The organism is Roseateles saccharophilus (genome assembly GCF_031458095.1).
GTDB lineage: Bacteria > Pseudomonadota > Gammaproteobacteria > Burkholderiales > Burkholderiaceae_C > Pelomonas > Pelomonas saccharophila_A.
Genome location: NZ_JAVDXU010000001.1, coordinates 2,712,168 through 2,729,531 on the forward strand (window position 1 = coordinate 2,712,168; position 17,364 = coordinate 2,729,531).

A 17,364-nucleotide genomic window follows, 5' to 3' on the forward strand; every position below is an offset into this window, starting at 1 on the left:
TCATGGCCAGTGGCGTTGGAAGACGGCGGCGACTTCCGCCTGCTGCTCCACGCGCAGCAGCTGAGCATAAAAGCTCGGCCTCTCCGCCTGCAGCATGGGCCGCGACCCCGACCATTTGGACACGACGGTGGCCAGCAGTTCCAGCGCCCCGGGCGAGCCGGCGTCGAAGCCGATCTCGAACTGGTCGGCGAACAGCCGCCAGTGCTCGTGCAGGCGGGCCCGCGTGCCGGCACGGATCTGCGTCTTCATCGCGTCGTCGCAGGGCTCGCACCAGCGCTCGGGGTAGTCGATGACGCTGATGGCGGCATAGCAGTTGGCCGCGATATAGACCAGGCCGCGGATGGCGCGCGCCCGCGCGCTGGCGTCGGCGGGCAGCAGCAGGCCCGGCGGTGCCGTCAGGCCCAGATGGATGAGGATGGCCGCGCTTTCCGTCAACACCGTGCCGTCGGCCAGCACCAGCGTCGGGATCTGGCCCAGTGGGTTGACGCGCAGCAGCTCGTCCCGTCCCGGGCCGGGGTTCCAGGAAGCCGCGTCCACGCCCGTGTAGGCCAGGCCCGCCCGCGCCAGCGCCGCCTCGATGGCGGCCGAGCCCGAGCCCTTGGTACCGTACAAGGTCAACATTGCCATGACTCCTTCATTGAGCGTGCCGCCAAGCGTGCAAAATAATCTCACACCATGAGCTCCGGCCCCGCTCTTCCCCCTTCCCGCCATCCGGTCGTCAAGCCCAGCTTCGGCCGCGTCAGCGTGGGCGTGCATGGCCGCGTCATGGTGTCGCTGGCCGAAGGCCCCTTCGACGCACCGCTGATGGCCGCCGTCAAGCGCGCCATCGCCCTGGCCGGCAAGCGCCTGCCGGCCGACCGCCGCTTCGGCGACCTGCTGGAGATCCGCGGCAGCCTGCAGATGGACTCCGATGCGCTGGCCGAACTGCGCGCCAGCATCGACGCCTTCGGCTCGCGCGGCATCGTCGCCGTGTCCACCGTCTTCCTGGTGCGCCCCGGCATTCCCGGCATCGAACGCCTGCCGGCCTTGATGGACATCTGGCGCGCCAGCCGGCCGGTGCGCCGCGCCGACAACTTCGACGCCGCCTGGGCCCTGGTCAATGCCGACCTGGCCGCGGCCGGCCTGCCCACGCAAGAACCGCCGCCGCGCTGATGAGTGAAGCGCCGGGCCTGCAATGGCCGCTCGATGCCAAGGGCAAGCGCTCCACCGGGGCGCCGGGCCAGCGCATCGTGGCCGCGGCCTTGCGCGGGCTCGATGCCACGGCAGCAGATGCTGTCACCGCCGAACGCGACTGGCGCCATGCCTATCCCGCCCATTGGCTGGCCCTCGTGCAGGCCCAGGCGGCCAGGCCCGTCGGCGTCGTCGCCTCGGCGCGCGCGGGGCTCACGGCGGCCTGGAGCGAGTTGCCCTTTGTGCGCGCCGGCAAGGCTCTCTCGCTGGCCGATGCCATGCGCGCGCCGCAGCGCCGCTTCCAGACCCTGCAGCTGCACGGCAGCGGCGACGCCGCACCGGCGCCCTGGACCGTGCCCCATCAGGGCCGAGAGTTGTCCGGCGACGCCCTGGCCCGTCAGATCGATCGCTGGGAGAAGGCCGGCGTCTGCGAGGCCGCGCATGCCAGCGCCCTGCGCGACTGCCTGGCCCATCCGGAATGGTTCGACCTGTCCGACCAGCATCTGGTGCTGCTGGGCGCCGGCAGCGAGGCCGGCCCGCTGGCCTGGCTGGCCAAGTGGCGCGCCAACCTCGTCGGCATCGACCTCGCCCGCGCCGCGACCTGGAAGCGCATTGCCGCCACCGTCGCCGCCGGCAATGCGACGCTGACCGCGCCCGTCGCCCAGGGCCAGCCGCTGGACGCCGCCCACGCCGGCGCCGACCTGCTGGCCGACACGCCCGAGATCGCCGCCTGGCTGGCGTCCCTCGGACAGCCGCTGTCCATCGCCAACCTCGCCTATCTGGACGGCGAGCGCCATGTGCGCGTGTCCCTGGCCATGGACGCCATCAGCGCCACGCTGTGCGCCGCCGACGCGCGCACCCAGCTCGCCTATATGGCCACGCCGACCGACGTCTTCGCCGTGCCCGAGGAACTGGCGCGCGATGTCATGCGCCGCTATGCCGAACGCGGCGTCGTCAAGAAGCTGGCCCAGTTCGGCGCCCGCCTGTCCAGCGGCGGGCGCGGCTTTGCGCCGCATATCGAGACGCTGATCGACGCGGGCGATTTCGGCCACTGGGGTCTGGTGGACGCCCTCGTCGTCGAACAGGGTCCCAACTACGCGATGGCCAAGCGCTTGCAGCAATGGCGAGCCCTGGTGGCGCGCGCCGACGGCCATCGCGTGGCCTTCAACGTAGCGCCCAGCACCACGACGGCCTCGGTCGTCTCCAACCCGCTGCTGGCGGCGGGCTTTCGCGGCGCCAAGGCCTTTGGCGTCGAGGTCTTCGCGCCGGCGACGACGAATGCGCTGATGGCCGCGATGTGGGTGCACCAGCTGCGCACGGCGCCACGCGACTTCGCCCATCCGCTCAAGCTGCTGGTGCACACCGCCAACCACGGCGGCCTGTGGCGCCTGCCCTACCGGCCGCGCTCGGTGCTGCCGATGGCGGCGCTGCTCGGCTTCGTCAAGCGGCGGTAAGCTCGGTCGACGCGGCCAGGCGCAAAATCTGCCCGGCCCGACGTCCATGAACGCCCCAGGTCACGCCCCCCTGCACGAGCAGCCCGACACCCACGGCTTCGGCCGCGTCACGGTGGGCTTCATCGGCCGGGTCATGCACTACATCGCCCAGGGGCCCTTCGACGCAGCGCTGATGGCTGCGGCCAAGCGCGGCACCAACATCGCAGCAGACCGCATCCCGGCGGACCGGCGCTACGTCAGCCTGATGGAATTCCGCCGGCCGCTCGGCATGGACGACGAGGGCCTGCGCGAATTCAAGGAGACGGTGGGCGGTTTCGTGGAGCGCCAGACGGTGCCGCTGGCCACCATCCTGCTCGTCGCGCCCGGCGACGAAGACGCCGCCATGGTGCTCGACATGGCTGCCGTCTACCGGCGCAGCCGCCCCTTCCAGGTCTGTACGGACGTCACCGCCGCCTGGGACGAAGTCAACCGCGTGCTGCGCGAGGCCGGCCTGCCGGAGCAACCCTTGCCTGCGAGCATCGGGCGCGGCTGACCCCCCGCGTTCAGCCCGCCGGCCTGACCTCTGCGGCCTCGTGGATCTCCAGCCCCGGCGGCTCGGACGCCAGCGTCGCCAGCGCCTTGCCAAACTCGCGCGAGGCCGGCACGCGGAAGTGAAGCTGCAGGGCCGCCATGTCGCTCCACTTTTCGACGAAGACCAGGCGCAGCGGATTCTCGGTATCGCGGTGCACGGCATGCGCGATGCAGCCCGGCTCGGCGCGCGAGCGCGCCACATGCTGCTGGCTGAGCTTCAGCACCGCATCGAAGTGCTCGGGGCGGGCGGTGACATGGCCAAGGACGAGGATCATGGTGGGCTCCGTCAGACAGGCCAGGGATGTTGGGCGGGGCGCAGCGGCTCCCGCACGGCACCGAGGGCCAGCACCCCGGCATCGTAGAAGCGACGGCCGCCGTTGCGCCCAAGCGCATCCAACAAATGAAACACGCCGCGCGCCGGCGCGAAACGGCGCTGCAACCGGCGCTTCAGAGACTGCTCCCATCGCAGCACCCTGCTGCAGATACCACCTCCCGGAGAGCACTCATGACCGAGTGCGCGAGCTCGCACGCTTCAACCCGGGGATTGACCGAAACGATCCATCATCTGGGAATCACCATGTACTCAAGACTCTTTTCATCACTCTTCCTGGTCTTCGGGCTCGCCCAAGCTGCCCATGCCAATCTGGTGGTCAACGGCGGCTTCGAGACCGGCGACTTCACGGGCTGGACCGCTTCGATCGACGATTCATGGCTGAGGGTGTGCGGGCCATCGACCCTCAGCCTGTGCGAAGCGGTGGGCGGATTCCAGGCCACTGGGGGTCCCCATTCCGGCCAATATTCCGCGATCAATGGCCTGATGGGGCTGGGGGGCATCAGCCAGGACCTGTCCACCGAGGCGGGCAAGACCTATGAAGTGTCATTCTGGCTGGCCAATTGTCCGGACTATGCGGCTTGCGCGCCGAATGGCTTCAAGGTCACCTGGAACGGTATCGAACTGCTCGCGCTCAGCCAGGCCGACCCATTCGCGTGGACCCACTACACGTTCAACGTGCAGGCGAGCGGCACCAGCAGCACGCTGGCTTTCATGGGCAGCAACGGCGGGAGCTTCTACATGTTCGATGACGTGAATGTCGTCGGCGCGGGTCGCGCCCTTCCCGAGCCGGCCTCCCTCGCACTGGTCGTCGTGGGCCTTGGCGGCTTGATGGCCGCAAGGCGCCGCGCCCGTTGAGCATCAGCCGCGGAGTTCGGCGCTGAACGGCCACGCGCGCTGCATGGGCCGCAGCTGCTCCCACAGCGCGCCCAGCGCCAGCACGCCGGCGTCGTCGAAACGGCGGCCGATGACCTGCAGTCCGATGGGCAGGCCGCCCGCCGTGTAGCCCGCGTTGATGGACAGCGCCGGCTGCTCGCTCATGTTGTAGGGCAGCGTGAAGGCGATGTGCTCGAAGGGTCGGGCCGGATCGTGCAGGGGGCTGGCGAGATGGGCCGGGTAGGCCGGCATGGGAGCGACCGGCGACAGCACGAAATCGAATGGCTCGCAGGCGGCATTGGCCGCTTCGCGCAGGGCCTGCATCTGGCTGTAGCCGCGGAAGACCGTGCCGCCGTCATAGCCGGCCGCGGGCGCCACCCAGTCGAGGATATAGGGCAGGACCTTGGCACGCCGCTCGGGCGCCAGGGCCGAAATGTCCAGCCAGGAGCGCATGCGCCAGAAGCGGTCGATGCCCTCGGCCATCTCGCGTGTCGTGAAGGGGGCCAGCGGCTCGACGATGGCACCGGCCTGTTCGAAGGCGCGCGCTGCGGCCATGATGGCGGCCGCGACCTCGGGCTGCACCGTGTCACCCCAGCCTGCTTCCATCAGCAGGCCGATGCGCAGGCCACGCGGGTCGAGAGGACGTTGGACGAATCCCGGCGGCAGCTGCGTCGGGTCGCGCGCATCCGGCTGGGCCAGCACGGCCAGCATCAGCGCCGTGTCCGCAACCGTGCGCGCCAGCGGCCCGGCCACGCGGCCGGCATAGCCCGGCTTGATGGGCACGCGGCCATGGCTGGGCTTGAGGCCGACCAGGCCGCACCAGCCGGCCGGCAGCCGGATGGAGCCACCGATGTCGGTGCCGAGATGCAGAGGGCCATAGCCGGCGGCAGCGGCAGCCGCTGCACCGGCGCTGGAGCCGCCGGGCGTCATCGCCACATCCCAGGGATTGCGGGCCGGCTCGGCGTAGAGGCTGGACAGGCCCGAGCTCAGCATGCCGTAGTCGGGCATGGTGGTGCGCGCCCAGCGAACGGCGCCGGCCTCGCGCAGGCGGGCCGCGGGCGGGGCCTCGAAGTCGGCCACCGCATCGTCGGCCGTGGCGGCGGTACCCAGGCGGTAGCCGGCGCCCGGCACGGCGATGTTTTCCTTCAGCGTGACGGGCACGCCGTCGAGCGCCAGCGCCGCGCCGGCACGCCAGCGAACCTCGCTCTCCCGGGCGGCCGCCAGCGCGGTTTCGGCGTCGACGGCGCACAGTGCATGCAGCTCGCCTTCGCGCCGGCTCGCCTGGTCGAGCACGGCCTGCATGACCTCCACGGGCGACAGCTCGCCCGAACCATAGGCCGCCAGCAACGCGGTCGCGTCGAGAGCGTGGAGGCCGGCGGTCACTTCTTGAACTTCTCGGCGGCCTTCAACATTGCGTCGATGTGGCCATCGGGGTTCATGCTGGCATGCACGGCGGCGATCCTGCCGTCCGGGGCGATCAGGTAGGAGACGCGGTCGGCCATGGTGCCGGGCACCAGCTTCAGCGCGACGTCATAGGTCTTGATGACCTTGCCGCCGGCATCGGCCGCGACGGCGAACTTGTTGCGGCAGGCCTCGACGCTGAACTTCTTCAGCGTGTCGATGTCGTCATTGGACATGCCGATGACGGTGGTGTTGAGGGCCTTGAACCGGTCGGTCGCCTCGGCGAACTGGTGGGCTTCCACGGTGCAGCCGCTGGTGAAGGCCTTGGGATAGAAATACAACACCACCGGGCCTTGCTTCAGCGCTTCGGCCAGGCGGAACTTGAAGGCCTGGCCGCCCACCGCGGCTTCGGCGCTGAAGTCCGGCGCGGCGGCGCCCACGGACAGCGTGGCATGCGCGCACGGAGCGCTCAACGCCAGCGCCAGTGCGACAGCGTGAAATGGCCTGGGAAACATAACGACTCCTGTCGGGTGAGTATTCACAATGGCCGTCAAAGCGTGGCGGCGGCCGTCGCCCCTAGTATCTGCGCCGACGAACAACCCAGAGAAAACCCATGACTTTCCCGAACTGCCGCGTGCCGGCGTCGCTGGGCTGCGCGGTGCTCGCGCTGGCTGGTTGTGGCGCCCCCAGCGACGACACCGAGCCCCTCGACGACGCCTTCAATTGCACGGTGCGCAACTGCACCGAGTCTTCGACGCTGCGTGTGGACGAGATCAGCCCGCGCTTCACGGCCACGCAGATCGATGCCAACCGCGCCATCTTCCTGGAGGGCTTCCTCGGCAAGTCGGCCAACGCGACGACGACCGTGCTGCTGGCCGGCAACGAGAGCCTGATGGCCAGTACCGACGCCGAGCCCGAAGTGCGCATGAACAACCCCGACGGCAAGCGCCTGGACTACAGCCTCTACATCAACGCCTCGGCCGCCCAGCCGCTGGTGCGCGTCGTCTTCACGCGCGCCGGCGTGCGCCATGTCAGCGAGGTGATGCTGCCCGCGGCGTTCACCATCCTGCAGCCCACCGGCGCCCCCACGCTGCGCCGCTCGGGCAGCGCCCTGGCCGTGCGCCTGAACCTCGCCACCAGCGGCGACGCCAGCGCCGCGGCCACCGGCGGTTGCACCCGGGCCGACAACAGCAGCTTCCCGTTCAAGGACCTGGCCCTGGCCGCCGTCACCGAGGCCGGTGTGGCCGGCGGCTACCGGCTGGAGCCCGCCACCGTCGACACCGCGATGAACAATGCCAGCCGCGCGGCCAACAAGGACGCGGCCGACACACCGGCGGTGCGGGAATGCCAGTTCACCGTGGCCTGGATCCGCACCGCCTACGGCACGATCGCGCCGACGATGAACGGCCATGGCACGCTGAGGGGGCAGCGCGAGGCCACTCACCCGCTGAACTACGACGCGCGCTCCTGAAGCAGGCCGTCGGCCAGCCAGCGCTGCAGGGCGCCGATGACGGCAGGCGCGGCGGCCTCGGGGTCGCCGAGCTGCTCGGCAACGCGCTCGCACAGCCATGCGAAGGGCGCGCCGGCGGCGACGCCTTCGAGCAGGCCGGCCTCCAGCGGCTCCAGCGAACGCCAGCGGGTCTCGCCGGCCTGGCGCCAGGCCAGCAGCGTGTGCTCATGCGGCACGGGCTCGGGCAGTTCGGGCTGAACGTCGCCGAATTCCGGTTCCCATTCGCGCAGCACGCGCCAGGCGGGCTCGATGGCGTGGGCGAGCGTCACGCGCTGCACGCTGGGTTGCAGCTGCAGCACGAGATCGGCCCAGTCGTCGGAGCTCAGGGCCGCCAGCGTCGCCGGGTCGAGAGGCGGCGCCTCAGCCGCGTCGAAGGCGCCGCGCAGGGCCCAGTCCATGCGGGCGAAGTCGACCAGGCTGGCATGGGGCACGAGATCGTCATCGGCCGCGGCCATGAAGCCGGCCAGCTCGTGGCCGAACCAGCGGATGGACGGATGCTGGCTGGGCGTGGCGGCCAGATAGGCCTGGCCCAGGGCCTCGAAGGCCTCGTCGCCCAGGGCTCGGGCCAGCACGGTGTAGTTGTCGGTCAGCGCTGCGACGAGGCGGGCGCGGTAGGCATGGCGATAGACCTCCAGGCCGATCGCGTGATCGCCGGCCAGCAGGCCGGTGGCGTCCCCACCGTCGCGGATGGCGGCGGCGAGCTGCCGCTGTTGCTGCGTCACGCTCATGATTCAGCAGCCAGGCGGCGGGCCACGCTCAGCTCGGCCAGCAGGCTCTCCAGCGGCGGGATATGGTCATCGCGCTCGATCATGGTCGGCACGGCGCCGAAGCGCTTGACGGCATGCTGGTAGAGGGCCCAGACCTCGTCGCGCACCGGGTGGTCGTGCGTGTCGATGACGATGTCGCCACGGTCCTCGTGGCCGGCGAGGTGGATCTGGCGCACCGGCTCGACGGGAATGGCGTCGAGATAGGCGACCGGGTCGAAGCCGTGGTTGCGGCCCGAGACATAGACGTTGTTGACGTCCAGCAGCAGCTGGGCGCCGGTGGCCTTCAGCAGCTGGGCGATGAAGTCCCATTCCGTCATCTCGTCGGCCGCAAAGCGCACATAGCTGGAGACGTTCTCCAGCACCAGCGGCCGGCCGAGGGCGTCCTGCACCTGGGCGATGCGGCCGCCGACATGGTCCAGCGCCGCGCGCGTCAGCGGCACCGGCAGCAGGTCGTGCAGCTGGCTGTGGGCGTCGGCGCTCCAGCAGAGGTGGTCGGACACCCAGCCGGGCTCGAGGCGGTCGGCCAGGGCCTTGAGTTCACGCAGATAGCCGAGATCCAGCGGCGCCGGCCCGGCGACCGACAGCGACACGCCGTGCATGACGAGCGGGTAGTCGGCCCGGATGCGCTCCAGATGCACCAGCGGCGGCCCGCCCGGCACCATGTAGTTCTCGGAAATGATCTCCAGCCAGTCGGGCCTCACGGCGGCATCGACACCGGCCTCGAAGGCGGCGTAATGCTCGGTGCGCAAGCCGAGGCCAAAGCCTTGAATCTTGGTCATGTGTTCGCAAACAAAGAATGACGTGCGGCCGCAGGCTCGCACGCCATCAAGCGGCAGCCGTGGAACTGGCTTTAGCTCCGGCGTCACATCGCAAGCGATATGAGCCTTCACTGAAGCGCAAAGCGCTTTGCCAGGCCACTGGCTGCGCCCCCTTGAGGGGGAGGCGCGTCAAGCGCCTCGGGGGTGGTCTTATTTCTCCACCTTGCCGCCGGCCTTGGTGCATTCCTCAGCGCTCTTCTTGCTGACCCAGCCCTGGCCCTTGCAGCCGTTGTGGCCCTTGCAGTCGCTCTTGGCGGTCTTGCACTCGGAAGTGCCCTTGCAGCCGTTCACGCCGGAACACTTGACCATGCCGTCGGCAGCCATGGCGGTCGTCGGCACGGCAGTGGCGAACAGGGCGGCAGCGGCGGCGGCAATGCCCAGGCCGGTCTTCAGGGATGCGTTCATGTGGAGTCTCCAGAAAAAGAAAGTGGATGAGATCGGGTAATCACCACAGGTCGGCCCTGAACAGCGGAACCGACTTGCCAGCTTGCGTCGGGTTGATCCTTCGAGTCCTTACAGCCAGCCGGCAGATTCTGATTACCTGACGTTATGACCGCAATGGCGCGTGGCATTCGTCATGCCTCGGCACCAGCCGCTAGAGTGCGGCAAGCCTGCGCCTGCCCTTCCCCATGCTGAACACCGAAACACCGAGCACCCGGCATCCCGACCTGGACACTTACGCCACGCCGGACCTGCTGGATGCATTCATCGCCGACCAGGACGCCGCCGTGGCTGCCGTCAAGGCCGCCATGCCCCAGTTGGCCGCCGCCGTGGACGCCGCCCTGCCCCGCATTCGCGCCGGCGGCCGCCTGCTCTATGCCGGCGCCGGTACGTCAGGGCGCCTGGGCGTGCTGGACAGCGTCGAGCTCTACCCCACCTTCTCGTGGCCGCGCGAGCGGGCCGTGGCCGTCATCGCCGGTGGCCAGGGCGCGATGTTCGTCGCCGTCGAAGGCGCCGAGGATGACCGCGCCCAGGGTGCCGCCGACCTGGCCGCGCTGAATCCCGGCCCCAATGACGTCGCCCTGCTGCTGGCGGCCTCGGGCGGCACGCCCTATGTGCTGGGCGCCATCGAGGCCGCGCGCGCGGCCGGCAGCCTGACCATCGGTTTCGCCAACAACCCCGGCGCGCCCGTCACCCAGCAGGCCGAGATCGGCATCACGCTGGACACCGGCCCCGAGGTCATCTCCGGCAGCACCCGGCTCAAGGCCGGCACCTCGCAGAAGATCGCGCTGAACACCTTCTCGTCGGCCTTGATGGTGCGGCTCAACAAGGTCTACGGCAATCTGATGGTGGACCTGAAGGCCACCAATGCCAAGCTGGTGAAGCGGGCGCTGGCGCTGACGGTGCGCGCCTCGGGCGCCAGCGAGGCCGACGCACAGGCCGCGCTTGGCGCATGCGACCACCATGTGAAGACGGCCCTGGTCATGCTCAAGCGCGGCGTGGGCGCCGCCGAGGCGCAGAAGCTGCTGGACGCCGTGGATGGCAGCGTGAGCCGAGCCCTCGCGACATGACGCGTTCGCCGTGGAGCTGGATCCCCAGCCTCTACTTCGCCCAGGGCATCCCCTATGTCGTCGTGATGACCTTGTCGGTCGTCATGTACAAGAACCTCGGCATCTCCAACACCGACATCGCCCTCTACACCAGCTGGCTCTACCTGCCCTGGGTCATCAAGCCGCTGTGGTCGCCGCTGGCCGAGCTGTTCGGCACCAAGCGAACCTGGGTCGTCGTGCTGCAATTCTTCGTCGGCGCGGCCCTGGCGGGTGTGGCGCTGACCATCCCGACCGACAAGGTCTTCCAGCTGTCGCTGGCGGTGTTCTGGCTGATGGCCTTCGCCTCCGCCTCGCACGACATCGCGGCCGACGGCTACTACATGCTGGCCCTGCCCGAGCACAGCCAGGCCGCCTTCGTCGGGGTGCGCTCCACCTTCTACCGCCTGGCCAATATCGGCGGCCAGGGCGGCCTGGTCTATCTGGCCGGTGAGCTGACCGAGCGCAGCGGCAGCGTCGTGCAGGCCTGGACCTGGGTGTTCTGGCTGCTCGGCGGCCTGTTCGTGCTGCTGGCCCTGTGGCATGCCGCCGTGCTGCCCCGCCCTGCAGCCGATCTGCGCGGCCCGGGCCGCAGTGCGGCGCACGGGTTGCTGGCAGAGTTCTTCGCCGTCTTCGCCAGCTTCTTCAGGAAGCCCGGCATCGCCGTCACCCTGGGCTTTCTGCTGCTCTACCGCTTCCCCGAAGCGCAGTTGCTGAAGCTGGCCTCGCCCTTCCTGCTCGACCCCGTCGACAAGGGCGGCCTGGGCCTGTCCACCAAGGCCGTCGGCATCGCCTACGGCACCGTCGGCCTGACGGCGCTGACGCTGGGCGGTCTGTTCGGCGGCTGGATCATCTCGCGCCTCGGCCTGAAGCGCGCGCTGTGGCCGCTGGTGCTGGCCATGCACGTGCCCAACGTCGCCTTCCTGCTGCTGGCGCTGACGCATCCCGACAGCCTCGCCATCATCAGCGCGGCCCTCGCCGTCGAACAATTCGGTTATGGCCTGGGCTTCACGGCCTATCTGATGTACATGATCCATGTGGCCGACGGACCGCAGAAGACGGCCCACTACGCCATCTGCACCGGCTTCATGGCTCTGGGCATGATGATCCCCGGCATGTGGAGCGGCTGGCTGCAGGACCACATCGGCTACGTGCCCTTCTTCGCCTGGGTGCTGGTGGCGACGCTGCCGAGTTTCGCGATGGCGGCCCTGATCAAGATCCCCGACGGCTTCGGCAAGAAGCAAGAATGAACCCGCGCATCCTCAGCCTCGACGCCTTCCGCGGCTTCGCGATCGCGGCCATGCTGCTCGTCAACAACCCGGGCGACTGGGGCCATGTCTACGCGCCGCTGCTGCATGCGCACTGGAACGGCTGGACCTTCACCGACTGGGTCTTCCCCTTCTTCGTCTTCATCAGCGGCATGGCCATGACGCTGAGCCTGGCGCGCCGCGCCCAGGCCGGGGCTGACAAGACCGCCCTGCTGCTCGCCACCTCGCGCCGCGCCCTCGTCATCATCGGCATCGGCCTGCTGCTCAACCTCATCCCGAGCTTCAGTTTCGAGACCCTGCGCATCCCCGGCGTGCTGCAGCGCCTGGGCCTGTGCACGCTGGCCGCGGCGCCCATCGTCATCTGGTGCGACCGGCGCGGCGTGGCGCTGTGGGCCCTGCTGTTGATGGCCATCTATTCCCTCGTGCAGCTCGGCATGCCGGTGCCCGATGCGGAAGGCGTCGTCCACGTCGGCCTGCTGGAGCCCGGCAAGGATGCCGGCGCCTGGCTGGATCGCCTGCTGCTGGACGGCCATCTGTGGAAAACCGCCAAGACCTGGGACCCCGAAGGCCTGCTGTCGACGCTGCCGGCCGTGTCGACGCAACTGTTCGGCGTGCTCGCCGGCTATGTGCTCGCGTCCAACAGGCAACCGGCCGAGAAGACCATGACCTGGGTCCTCGCCGGCCTGGCCTCGCTGTGGCTGGGCCAGGCGCTCGACGCATTGCTGATGCCCATCAACAAATCGCTGTGGACACCCTCCTATGCCTTCGCGATGTCCGGCTGGGCGCTGCTCGTCTTTGCCGTCTTTTATTGGTTGCTGGACGCCATGCCGCAGCCGCTGGCCCGCGAGCGCTGGGCACGACTGCTGCATCCGCTGGTCGTCTTCGGCATGAACGCCCTCTTCCTGTTCGCACTGGCGGGCCTGGTGGCCAAGGCGCTGTACACGATCAAATTCGCCGACGGACGCACATTGGGCCGCGCGCTGTACGCGCCGCTGCGCGACTCGGGCCTAGCACCCATCAACGCCTCGCTGCTGCACGCCATCGCCTTCGTGCTCGTCATGTATGCCATCGCTTGGTTCATGCACCGCAAGCGCTGGTTTGTGAAAGTCTGATGCCATGAAACGCCGTGACCTGTTGAGCCTCGCCTCCGTGCCTCTGCTCGCTGCCTGCGCCACGCCGCCCACGCCTGCGCCCGTGCCGCCCAGCGAGGCCGCGTTGGCCGCCACGCCGCCAGCCCCTGCTGCCTCTGCCGTGGCAGCGCTCGCGCCGCCCCCGCCACGCGAATGGCGGGCCGCCTGGATCGCCACCGTCGCCAACATCGATTGGCCCAGCAAGCCCGGCCTCAGCGCCGAAGCCCAGCAGGCCGAGATCAAGGCCCTGTGCGACACGGCCGTGCGCATCGGCCTCAATGCGCTGATCCTGCAGGTGCGCACCAGCGCCGATGCCCTCTACGAGTCCGGGCTCGAGCCCTGGAGCGAATACCTCACCGGTACCCAGGGCCAGCACCCCGGCTACGACCCGCTGGCCGTCTGGCTGGCCGAGGCCCGCGCCCGCGGCCTGGAGCTGCACGCCTGGATCAACCCCTATCGCGCCCGCCACAGCACGGCCAGGTCGGCCCTGGCCGAGACCCATATCGGCCGCAGCCGCGACTGGGTCAAGCACTATGGCGACCAGCTCTGGATGGACCCGGGCGAACCCGCCGCCGCCGAGCAGACCCTGGCCGTCGTGCGCGACATCCTGAGCCGCTATGCCGTCGACGGCATCCACATCGACGACTACTTCTACCCCTATCCCGTCACCGACCCCGCCACCAAGCAGGAGGTCGACTTCCCCGACGACGCGAGCTGGCAGCGCTACGCGGCCAAGGGAGGGTCTCTGGGTCGCCACGACTGGCGGCGCTACAACGTCAACACCCTGGTGCAGCGCCTGTACACGCTGGCTCACGAGGTGCGCCCCGGCACGCGCGTCGGCGTCAGTCCCTTCGGCATCCCCAAGCCCGCAGCAAGGCCGGCCGGCATCAGCGGCTTCAGCCAGTACGACAAGCTCTATGCCGATGTCGAGCTGTGGCTGCGCGAGGGCTGGATGGACTATCTCGCGCCCCAGCTCTATTGGCCGCGCTCGCAAACCGCCCAGGCCTTCGAGCCGCTGCTGCAGGCCTGGCGCGCCTCCAATCCGCTGGGCCGGCCCATCCACCCGGGCCTGTTCACCAGTCGCATCAACGACACCGACAAGAGCTGGCCGCCCGATGAGGTGCTGGCCCAGATCGACATCATCCGGCGCGCCTCGCCCGGCAGCGGCCACATCCACTTCAGCATGGCGGCGCTGTCGCAGAACCGCAAGGGCATCGCCGACGCGCTGCGGGCCGGGCCCTACGCCCAGCCCTGATCCGGGCTTCAGTACGCGTAGGTCAGCTTGCGCAGCTGCACTTCGTAGCCGCGGTCGGTGATGGTGAAGGACGAAGAGGTGCTCTTCACGCGCAGGTACACCGCCATCGTCTTGCCCGTCGCGTTGAAATAGTTGACCTCGGTCTTGCCGTTGACGATGGCGGCGGCCTTGACCAGCTTGCCGCTGGCGTCCAGCAGCTCCATCGTCGCGTTGAAGGGGTAGATGTCCAGCAGCGACGGCGGGTCAATCGTCAGCGTGGTCTGCAGCGTCGTCGAGGCGGCCAGGTTGATCGAGTAGATGTCGACGTTCTGCGGGTCGGCCGGCTGCAGCGTGCCGCGCACCCGCGCCGGGAACACATTCAGGTATTGGGCCTGGGCCAGCGTGCCGTTGGGCTCCTTCTCGAGGCGCAAGCCCCGCGCCGCGATGATGGCCTGCTCGGCGTCGACGATGCCGGCGCCGCAGCCCGTGCAGCTGCCCGGGAAGGCGCGCGCGGTGGATCGCATCAGGTAAGCCATGTCGGTCGGCAGCACCGTCGAGTTGACGGCCGCCATCAGCGCGGCCACGCCGGCGACGTGGGGCGCCGCCATCGACGTGCCGCGCAGCCAGCTGTAGCCGTCGGCCAGCGGGCCGCTCATGCCGGTGTTGGACAGCGACAGCACGTTGCCGTAGGTCGCGTCGCCGCCAGGCGCCGCGATGTCCACCATGTCGCCGTAGTTGGAATAGCTGGAGCGCGCGCCGACCTTGTTGGTCGCGGCCACGGCCATCACATGCTTGCAGTTGGCCGGTGTCTGCTTGGAAACGTCCTGGTTGTCGTTGCCGGCCGCGACGACGACCAGCACCCCCTTGTTGTAGGCATAGTTGACGGCCGACTGCGTGATGCTGGCGCAAGCCGCCTCGCCGCCCAGCGACAGGTTCAGGATCTGCGCCGGGTTGGCGTTGGCCGGCACGCCGGCCACCGAGCCGCCCGCGGCCCAGACGATGCCGTCGGCGATGTCCGACGTGGTGCCGCCGCATTTGCCCAGCACGCGCACCGGCACGATCTTGGCCTTGGGCGCCACGCCGGTGACGCCCAGCGCGTTGTTGCCCAAGGCGGCGATGGTGCCGGCGACATGGGTGCCGTGCCAGCTGCTGTTCTTGGCCGGCTTGTCCACGCCGCACTGCTCGGCCGTGACGTTGTCGCCCGGGTCGCCGGCGTTGGCATCGCGGCCGCCGCCGTCGCCGGCACGGGTGCTGTCGGTGATGAAGTCATAGCCCGGCAGCAGGTTGGCCGCGATGTCGGCATGCGACAGCACGCCGGTGTCCAGCACGGCCACGCGCACGCCGAAGCCCGTGCCGATGTCCCAGGCCTTGGGCGCGTTGATGCCGCCGGTCGGGTCGCTCATGTCCCACTGGTCGGCCCAGCCGGGGTCATTGGGCGTGAAGCTGGGCTGCATGACGTGGTCGAGTTCGACGGACTCGATGCTCGGGTCCGACAGCTGGATGTCGCGCGCCAGCTGGGCCAGGGCGCTGGCCGGCACGCGCTGGGCGAGGCGGATGACGCGATGGCCGAAGGCGCTCTCGCGGTCGAAGGCGACGCGGTGGCCACGCGCCTCGCTCATGGCGCGGAAGCCCTGCAACGCGGCCTTGGCGGCCACCGGGGTGCGGCTGCCGTCGCGGAACTTGATGATGAGGCCGGCGACCTGGGGCTCGGCGCGGCTCGCCGGGGTCTGGGCCTGCGCCTGGCTGAAAGCCGGGCTCAGCGTGAACAGGGCGGCAGCGATGAAGCTCAGGGCGAAGGTCTTGCGGGTCGAGGTCATGATAGGTGGGCTCCGTGTTGAAAGTGCCTCCATGCTCGACAGCGCCGGTTGCAGTCCCGCTTCAAGCGCGGCGGCGTTTGGTTTCGTTTGTTTCGAGGCGCTGCCCCTAGCTTGTGGCCCTCAGGGTCACGCGGGCTTCATCCGGCAGGTCTAGCGTGCAGTCGCATCCACCACCAAGGACATCCCATGCGCCTCACCCTCGCCCGCCTAGCCCTGCTGGCCCTGGCCACCGCCAGCCTGCCCGTCCTCGCCCATGACCGCGAGCGCGAAGGGATTGCCAGCGTGCAGCTCGGCCCGCGCCCCTTCTTCCTCGTCAACGACATGCCCGAGGGCGCGCTCAAGAAGCGCCTGCAGCATTGCGCCGCCACGCGAGAGCACTACCGGCCCACGCTGTTCTCCATCGGCCACCGCGGCGCGGCGCTGCAGTTCCCCGAGCACACCAAGGAGAGCTACGAGGCCGCCGCGCGCATGGGTGCCGGCATCGTCGAATGCGACGTGACCTTCACCAAGGACAAGGAGCTGGTCTGCCGCCACGCCCAGAACGACCTGCACACGACGACCAACATCCTCGCCACGCCGCTGGCGAGCAAATGCATCAAGCCCTTCACGCCGGCTGTCTTCGATGCCGCCGGCACCCTGGTCGCGCCGGCCGCCGCCGAGTGCCGCACCGCCGAGCTGACGCTGGCCGAGTTCAAGACCCTGCGCGGCAAGATGGACGCCTTCAATCCGCGCGGCCGCAGCGTGGCCGAGTACATGGCCGGCACGCCCAGCTGGCGCACCGACCTCTATGCCGGCCCCACCAGCGGCACGCTGCTGACGCTGAAGGAAGCCATCGCGCTGTTCAAGCAGCTCGGCGTGAAGATGACGCCCGAGCTGAAGGCGACCAGCGTGGCCATGCCCTTTGACGGCTTCACGCAAGCCGCCTATGCGCAGAAGATGATCGACGAACACAAGGCCGCCGGCGTGCCGGCCCGCGACGTCTGGGCGCAGAGCTTCGACCTCAAGGACATCCTGTACTGGGTCAGGAACGAGCCGGCTTTCGGCCGCCAGGCCGTCTTCCTGGACGCCGCCGCCGTGCCGGCCGATGTACCCAGCGCCGACCAGCTCAAGGCCTGGCGCGCCCAGGGCGTGCGCATCGTCGCGCCGCCGCTGTGGGAGCTGCTGGCGGCCGACACCAGCGGCAACCTGCTGCCCTCGCAATACGCGCGCAACGCCAAGGCCGCCGGCCTGGACATCATCACCTGGTCGCTGGAGCGCAGCGGCATCCTGGCCGACGGCAACAACGGCTCCTACTACCAGACCTATGACAGCGCCATCACCCGCGAGGGCGACATGTTCCGCATGCTGGACGTGCTGGCCGAACAGATCGGCGTCATCGGCGTGTTCTCCGACTGGCCGGCCACCGTCAGCTTCTACGCCAACTGCACGGGGCAGCGCTAGATTGGTCCCGCGCAGGCTCGGCACATGCGCCGCGCGGGGTTCGCGGGATGCG

18 protein-coding genes are annotated in these 17,364 nt (G+C 69.6%); 10 read left to right on the forward strand and 8 right to left on the reverse strand.

The annotated features are described in order from the left end of the window. Entirely contained in the window at nt 1-621 is a 621-nt protein-coding gene (locus tag J2X20_RS12405; protein WP_310264983.1) for a glutathione S-transferase, read from the reverse strand. A 54-nt stretch (nt 622-675) separates the two neighbouring features. Here J2X20_RS12405 and J2X20_RS12410 point away from each other — a divergent pair, with 54 nt between their 5' ends. The 3 genes from J2X20_RS12410 to J2X20_RS12420 are packed head-to-tail and all read left to right on the forward strand — an operon-like array spanning nt 676 to nt 3,156. After that, nucleotides 676-1,152, forward strand: coding sequence for a hypothetical protein (locus J2X20_RS12410; protein WP_310264985.1), 477 nt, complete (start codon nt 676-678; stop codon nt 1,150-1,152). Next, on the forward strand, nt 1,152-2,624 hold the full coding sequence (locus J2X20_RS12415; RefSeq protein ID WP_310264987.1) for a hypothetical protein: 1,473 nt from the start codon (nt 1,152-1,154) through the stop codon (nt 2,622-2,624). The genes J2X20_RS12410 and J2X20_RS12415 overlap by 1 nt, the downstream gene beginning before the upstream one ends. 46 nt (nt 2,625-2,670) lie before the next feature. Next, on the forward strand, nt 2,671-3,156 hold the full coding sequence (locus J2X20_RS12420; protein WP_310264989.1) for a hypothetical protein: 486 nt from the start codon (nt 2,671-2,673) through the stop codon (nt 3,154-3,156). A 10-nt stretch (nt 3,157-3,166) separates the two neighbouring features. On the opposite strand, the gene J2X20_RS12425 is transcribed toward J2X20_RS12420, so the two are convergent. Then, a complete protein-coding gene (locus J2X20_RS12425; RefSeq protein ID WP_310264991.1) occupies nt 3,167-3,469 on the reverse strand; it encodes a putative quinol monooxygenase in 303 nt (100 codons plus the stop codon). A gap of 302 nt (nt 3,470-3,771) precedes the next feature. Here J2X20_RS12425 and J2X20_RS12430 point away from each other — a divergent pair, with 302 nt between their 5' ends. Then, on the forward strand, nt 3,772-4,383 hold the full coding sequence (locus J2X20_RS12430; protein ID WP_310264993.1) for a PEP-CTERM sorting domain-containing protein: 612 nt from the start codon (nt 3,772-3,774) through the stop codon (nt 4,381-4,383). A gap of 3 nt (nt 4,384-4,386) precedes the next feature. Here the strand turns inward: J2X20_RS12430 and J2X20_RS12435 are convergent, their stop codons facing one another. Next, nucleotides 4,387-5,784: an amidase gene (locus tag J2X20_RS12435; RefSeq protein ID WP_310264995.1), complete on the reverse strand. Its 1,398-nt coding sequence runs from the start codon at nt 5,782-5,784 to the stop codon at nt 4,387-4,389. Continuing rightward, complete coding sequence (locus J2X20_RS12440) at nt 5,781-6,317, reverse strand: peroxiredoxin (RefSeq protein WP_310264997.1); 537 nt, start codon at nt 6,315-6,317, stop codon at nt 5,781-5,783. The genes J2X20_RS12435 and J2X20_RS12440 overlap by 4 nt, the downstream gene beginning before the upstream one ends. Before the next feature lie 98 nt (nt 6,318-6,415). Here J2X20_RS12440 and J2X20_RS12445 point away from each other — a divergent pair, with 98 nt between their 5' ends. Continuing rightward, nucleotides 6,416-7,273 carry a hypothetical protein gene (locus J2X20_RS12445; protein WP_310264999.1) on the forward strand — a complete coding sequence of 286 codons (858 nt, stop codon included), beginning with the start codon at nt 6,416-6,418 and terminating at the stop codon, nt 7,271-7,273. Here the strand turns inward: J2X20_RS12445 and J2X20_RS12450 are convergent. From J2X20_RS12450 to bufA2, 3 genes are all read right to left on the reverse strand, one after another. Beyond that, complete coding sequence (locus tag J2X20_RS12450; protein ID WP_310265001.1) at nt 7,255-8,040, reverse strand: HvfC/BufC family peptide modification chaperone; 786 nt, start codon at nt 8,038-8,040, stop codon at nt 7,255-7,257. The genes J2X20_RS12445 and J2X20_RS12450 overlap by 19 nt on opposite strands. Beyond that, nucleotides 8,037-8,858, reverse strand: coding sequence for an MNIO family bufferin maturase (gene bufB / locus J2X20_RS12455; protein WP_310265003.1), 822 nt, complete (start codon nt 8,856-8,858; stop codon nt 8,037-8,039). The genes J2X20_RS12450 and bufB overlap by 4 nt, the downstream gene beginning before the upstream one ends. Nucleotides 8,859-9,047: 189 nt before the next feature. Beyond that, nucleotides 9,048-9,302 carry a BufA2 family periplasmic bufferin-type metallophore gene (gene bufA2, locus J2X20_RS12460; protein WP_310265005.1) on the reverse strand — a complete coding sequence of 85 codons (255 nt, stop codon included), beginning with the start codon at nt 9,300-9,302 and terminating at the stop codon, nt 9,048-9,050. Nucleotides 9,303-9,526: 224 nt separating this feature from the next. On the opposite strand from bufA2, the gene J2X20_RS12465 reads away from it, so the two are divergent. The 4 genes from J2X20_RS12465 to J2X20_RS12480 are packed head-to-tail and all read left to right on the forward strand — an operon-like array spanning nt 9,527 to nt 14,076. After that, on the forward strand, nt 9,527-10,408 hold the full coding sequence (locus tag J2X20_RS12465) for an N-acetylmuramic acid 6-phosphate etherase (RefSeq protein ID WP_310265007.1): 882 nt from the start codon (nt 9,527-9,529) through the stop codon (nt 10,406-10,408). Next, the gene (locus J2X20_RS12470) at nt 10,405-11,673 is read left to right on the forward strand and encodes an MFS transporter (RefSeq protein WP_310265010.1); all 1,269 of its coding nucleotides are present in this window, start codon (nt 10,405-10,407) and stop codon (nt 11,671-11,673) included. Before J2X20_RS12465 ends, J2X20_RS12470 begins: the two co-directional genes overlap by 4 nt. Beyond that, nucleotides 11,670-12,803, forward strand: coding sequence for an acyltransferase family protein (locus J2X20_RS12475; RefSeq protein ID WP_310265012.1), 1,134 nt, complete (start codon nt 11,670-11,672; stop codon nt 12,801-12,803). The genes J2X20_RS12470 and J2X20_RS12475 overlap by 4 nt, the downstream gene beginning before the upstream one ends. Nucleotides 12,804-12,807: 4 nt before the next feature. After that, entirely contained in the window at nt 12,808-14,076 is a 1,269-nt protein-coding gene (locus J2X20_RS12480) for a glycoside hydrolase family 10-like protein (RefSeq protein ID WP_310265015.1), read from the forward strand. Between the two features lie 8 nt (nt 14,077-14,084). On the opposite strand, the gene J2X20_RS12485 is transcribed toward J2X20_RS12480, so the two are convergent. Further along, complete coding sequence (locus tag J2X20_RS12485) at nt 14,085-15,872, reverse strand: S8 family peptidase (protein ID WP_310265017.1); 1,788 nt, start codon at nt 15,870-15,872, stop codon at nt 14,085-14,087. A gap of 186 nt (nt 15,873-16,058) precedes the next feature. On the opposite strand from J2X20_RS12485, the gene J2X20_RS12490 reads away from it, so the two are divergent. Then, the gene (locus J2X20_RS12490; protein ID WP_310265019.1) at nt 16,059-17,312 is read left to right on the forward strand and encodes a glycerophosphodiester phosphodiesterase family protein; all 1,254 of its coding nucleotides are present in this window, start codon (nt 16,059-16,061) and stop codon (nt 17,310-17,312) included. The last annotated feature ends 52 nt before the right edge of the window (nt 17,313-17,364 follow it).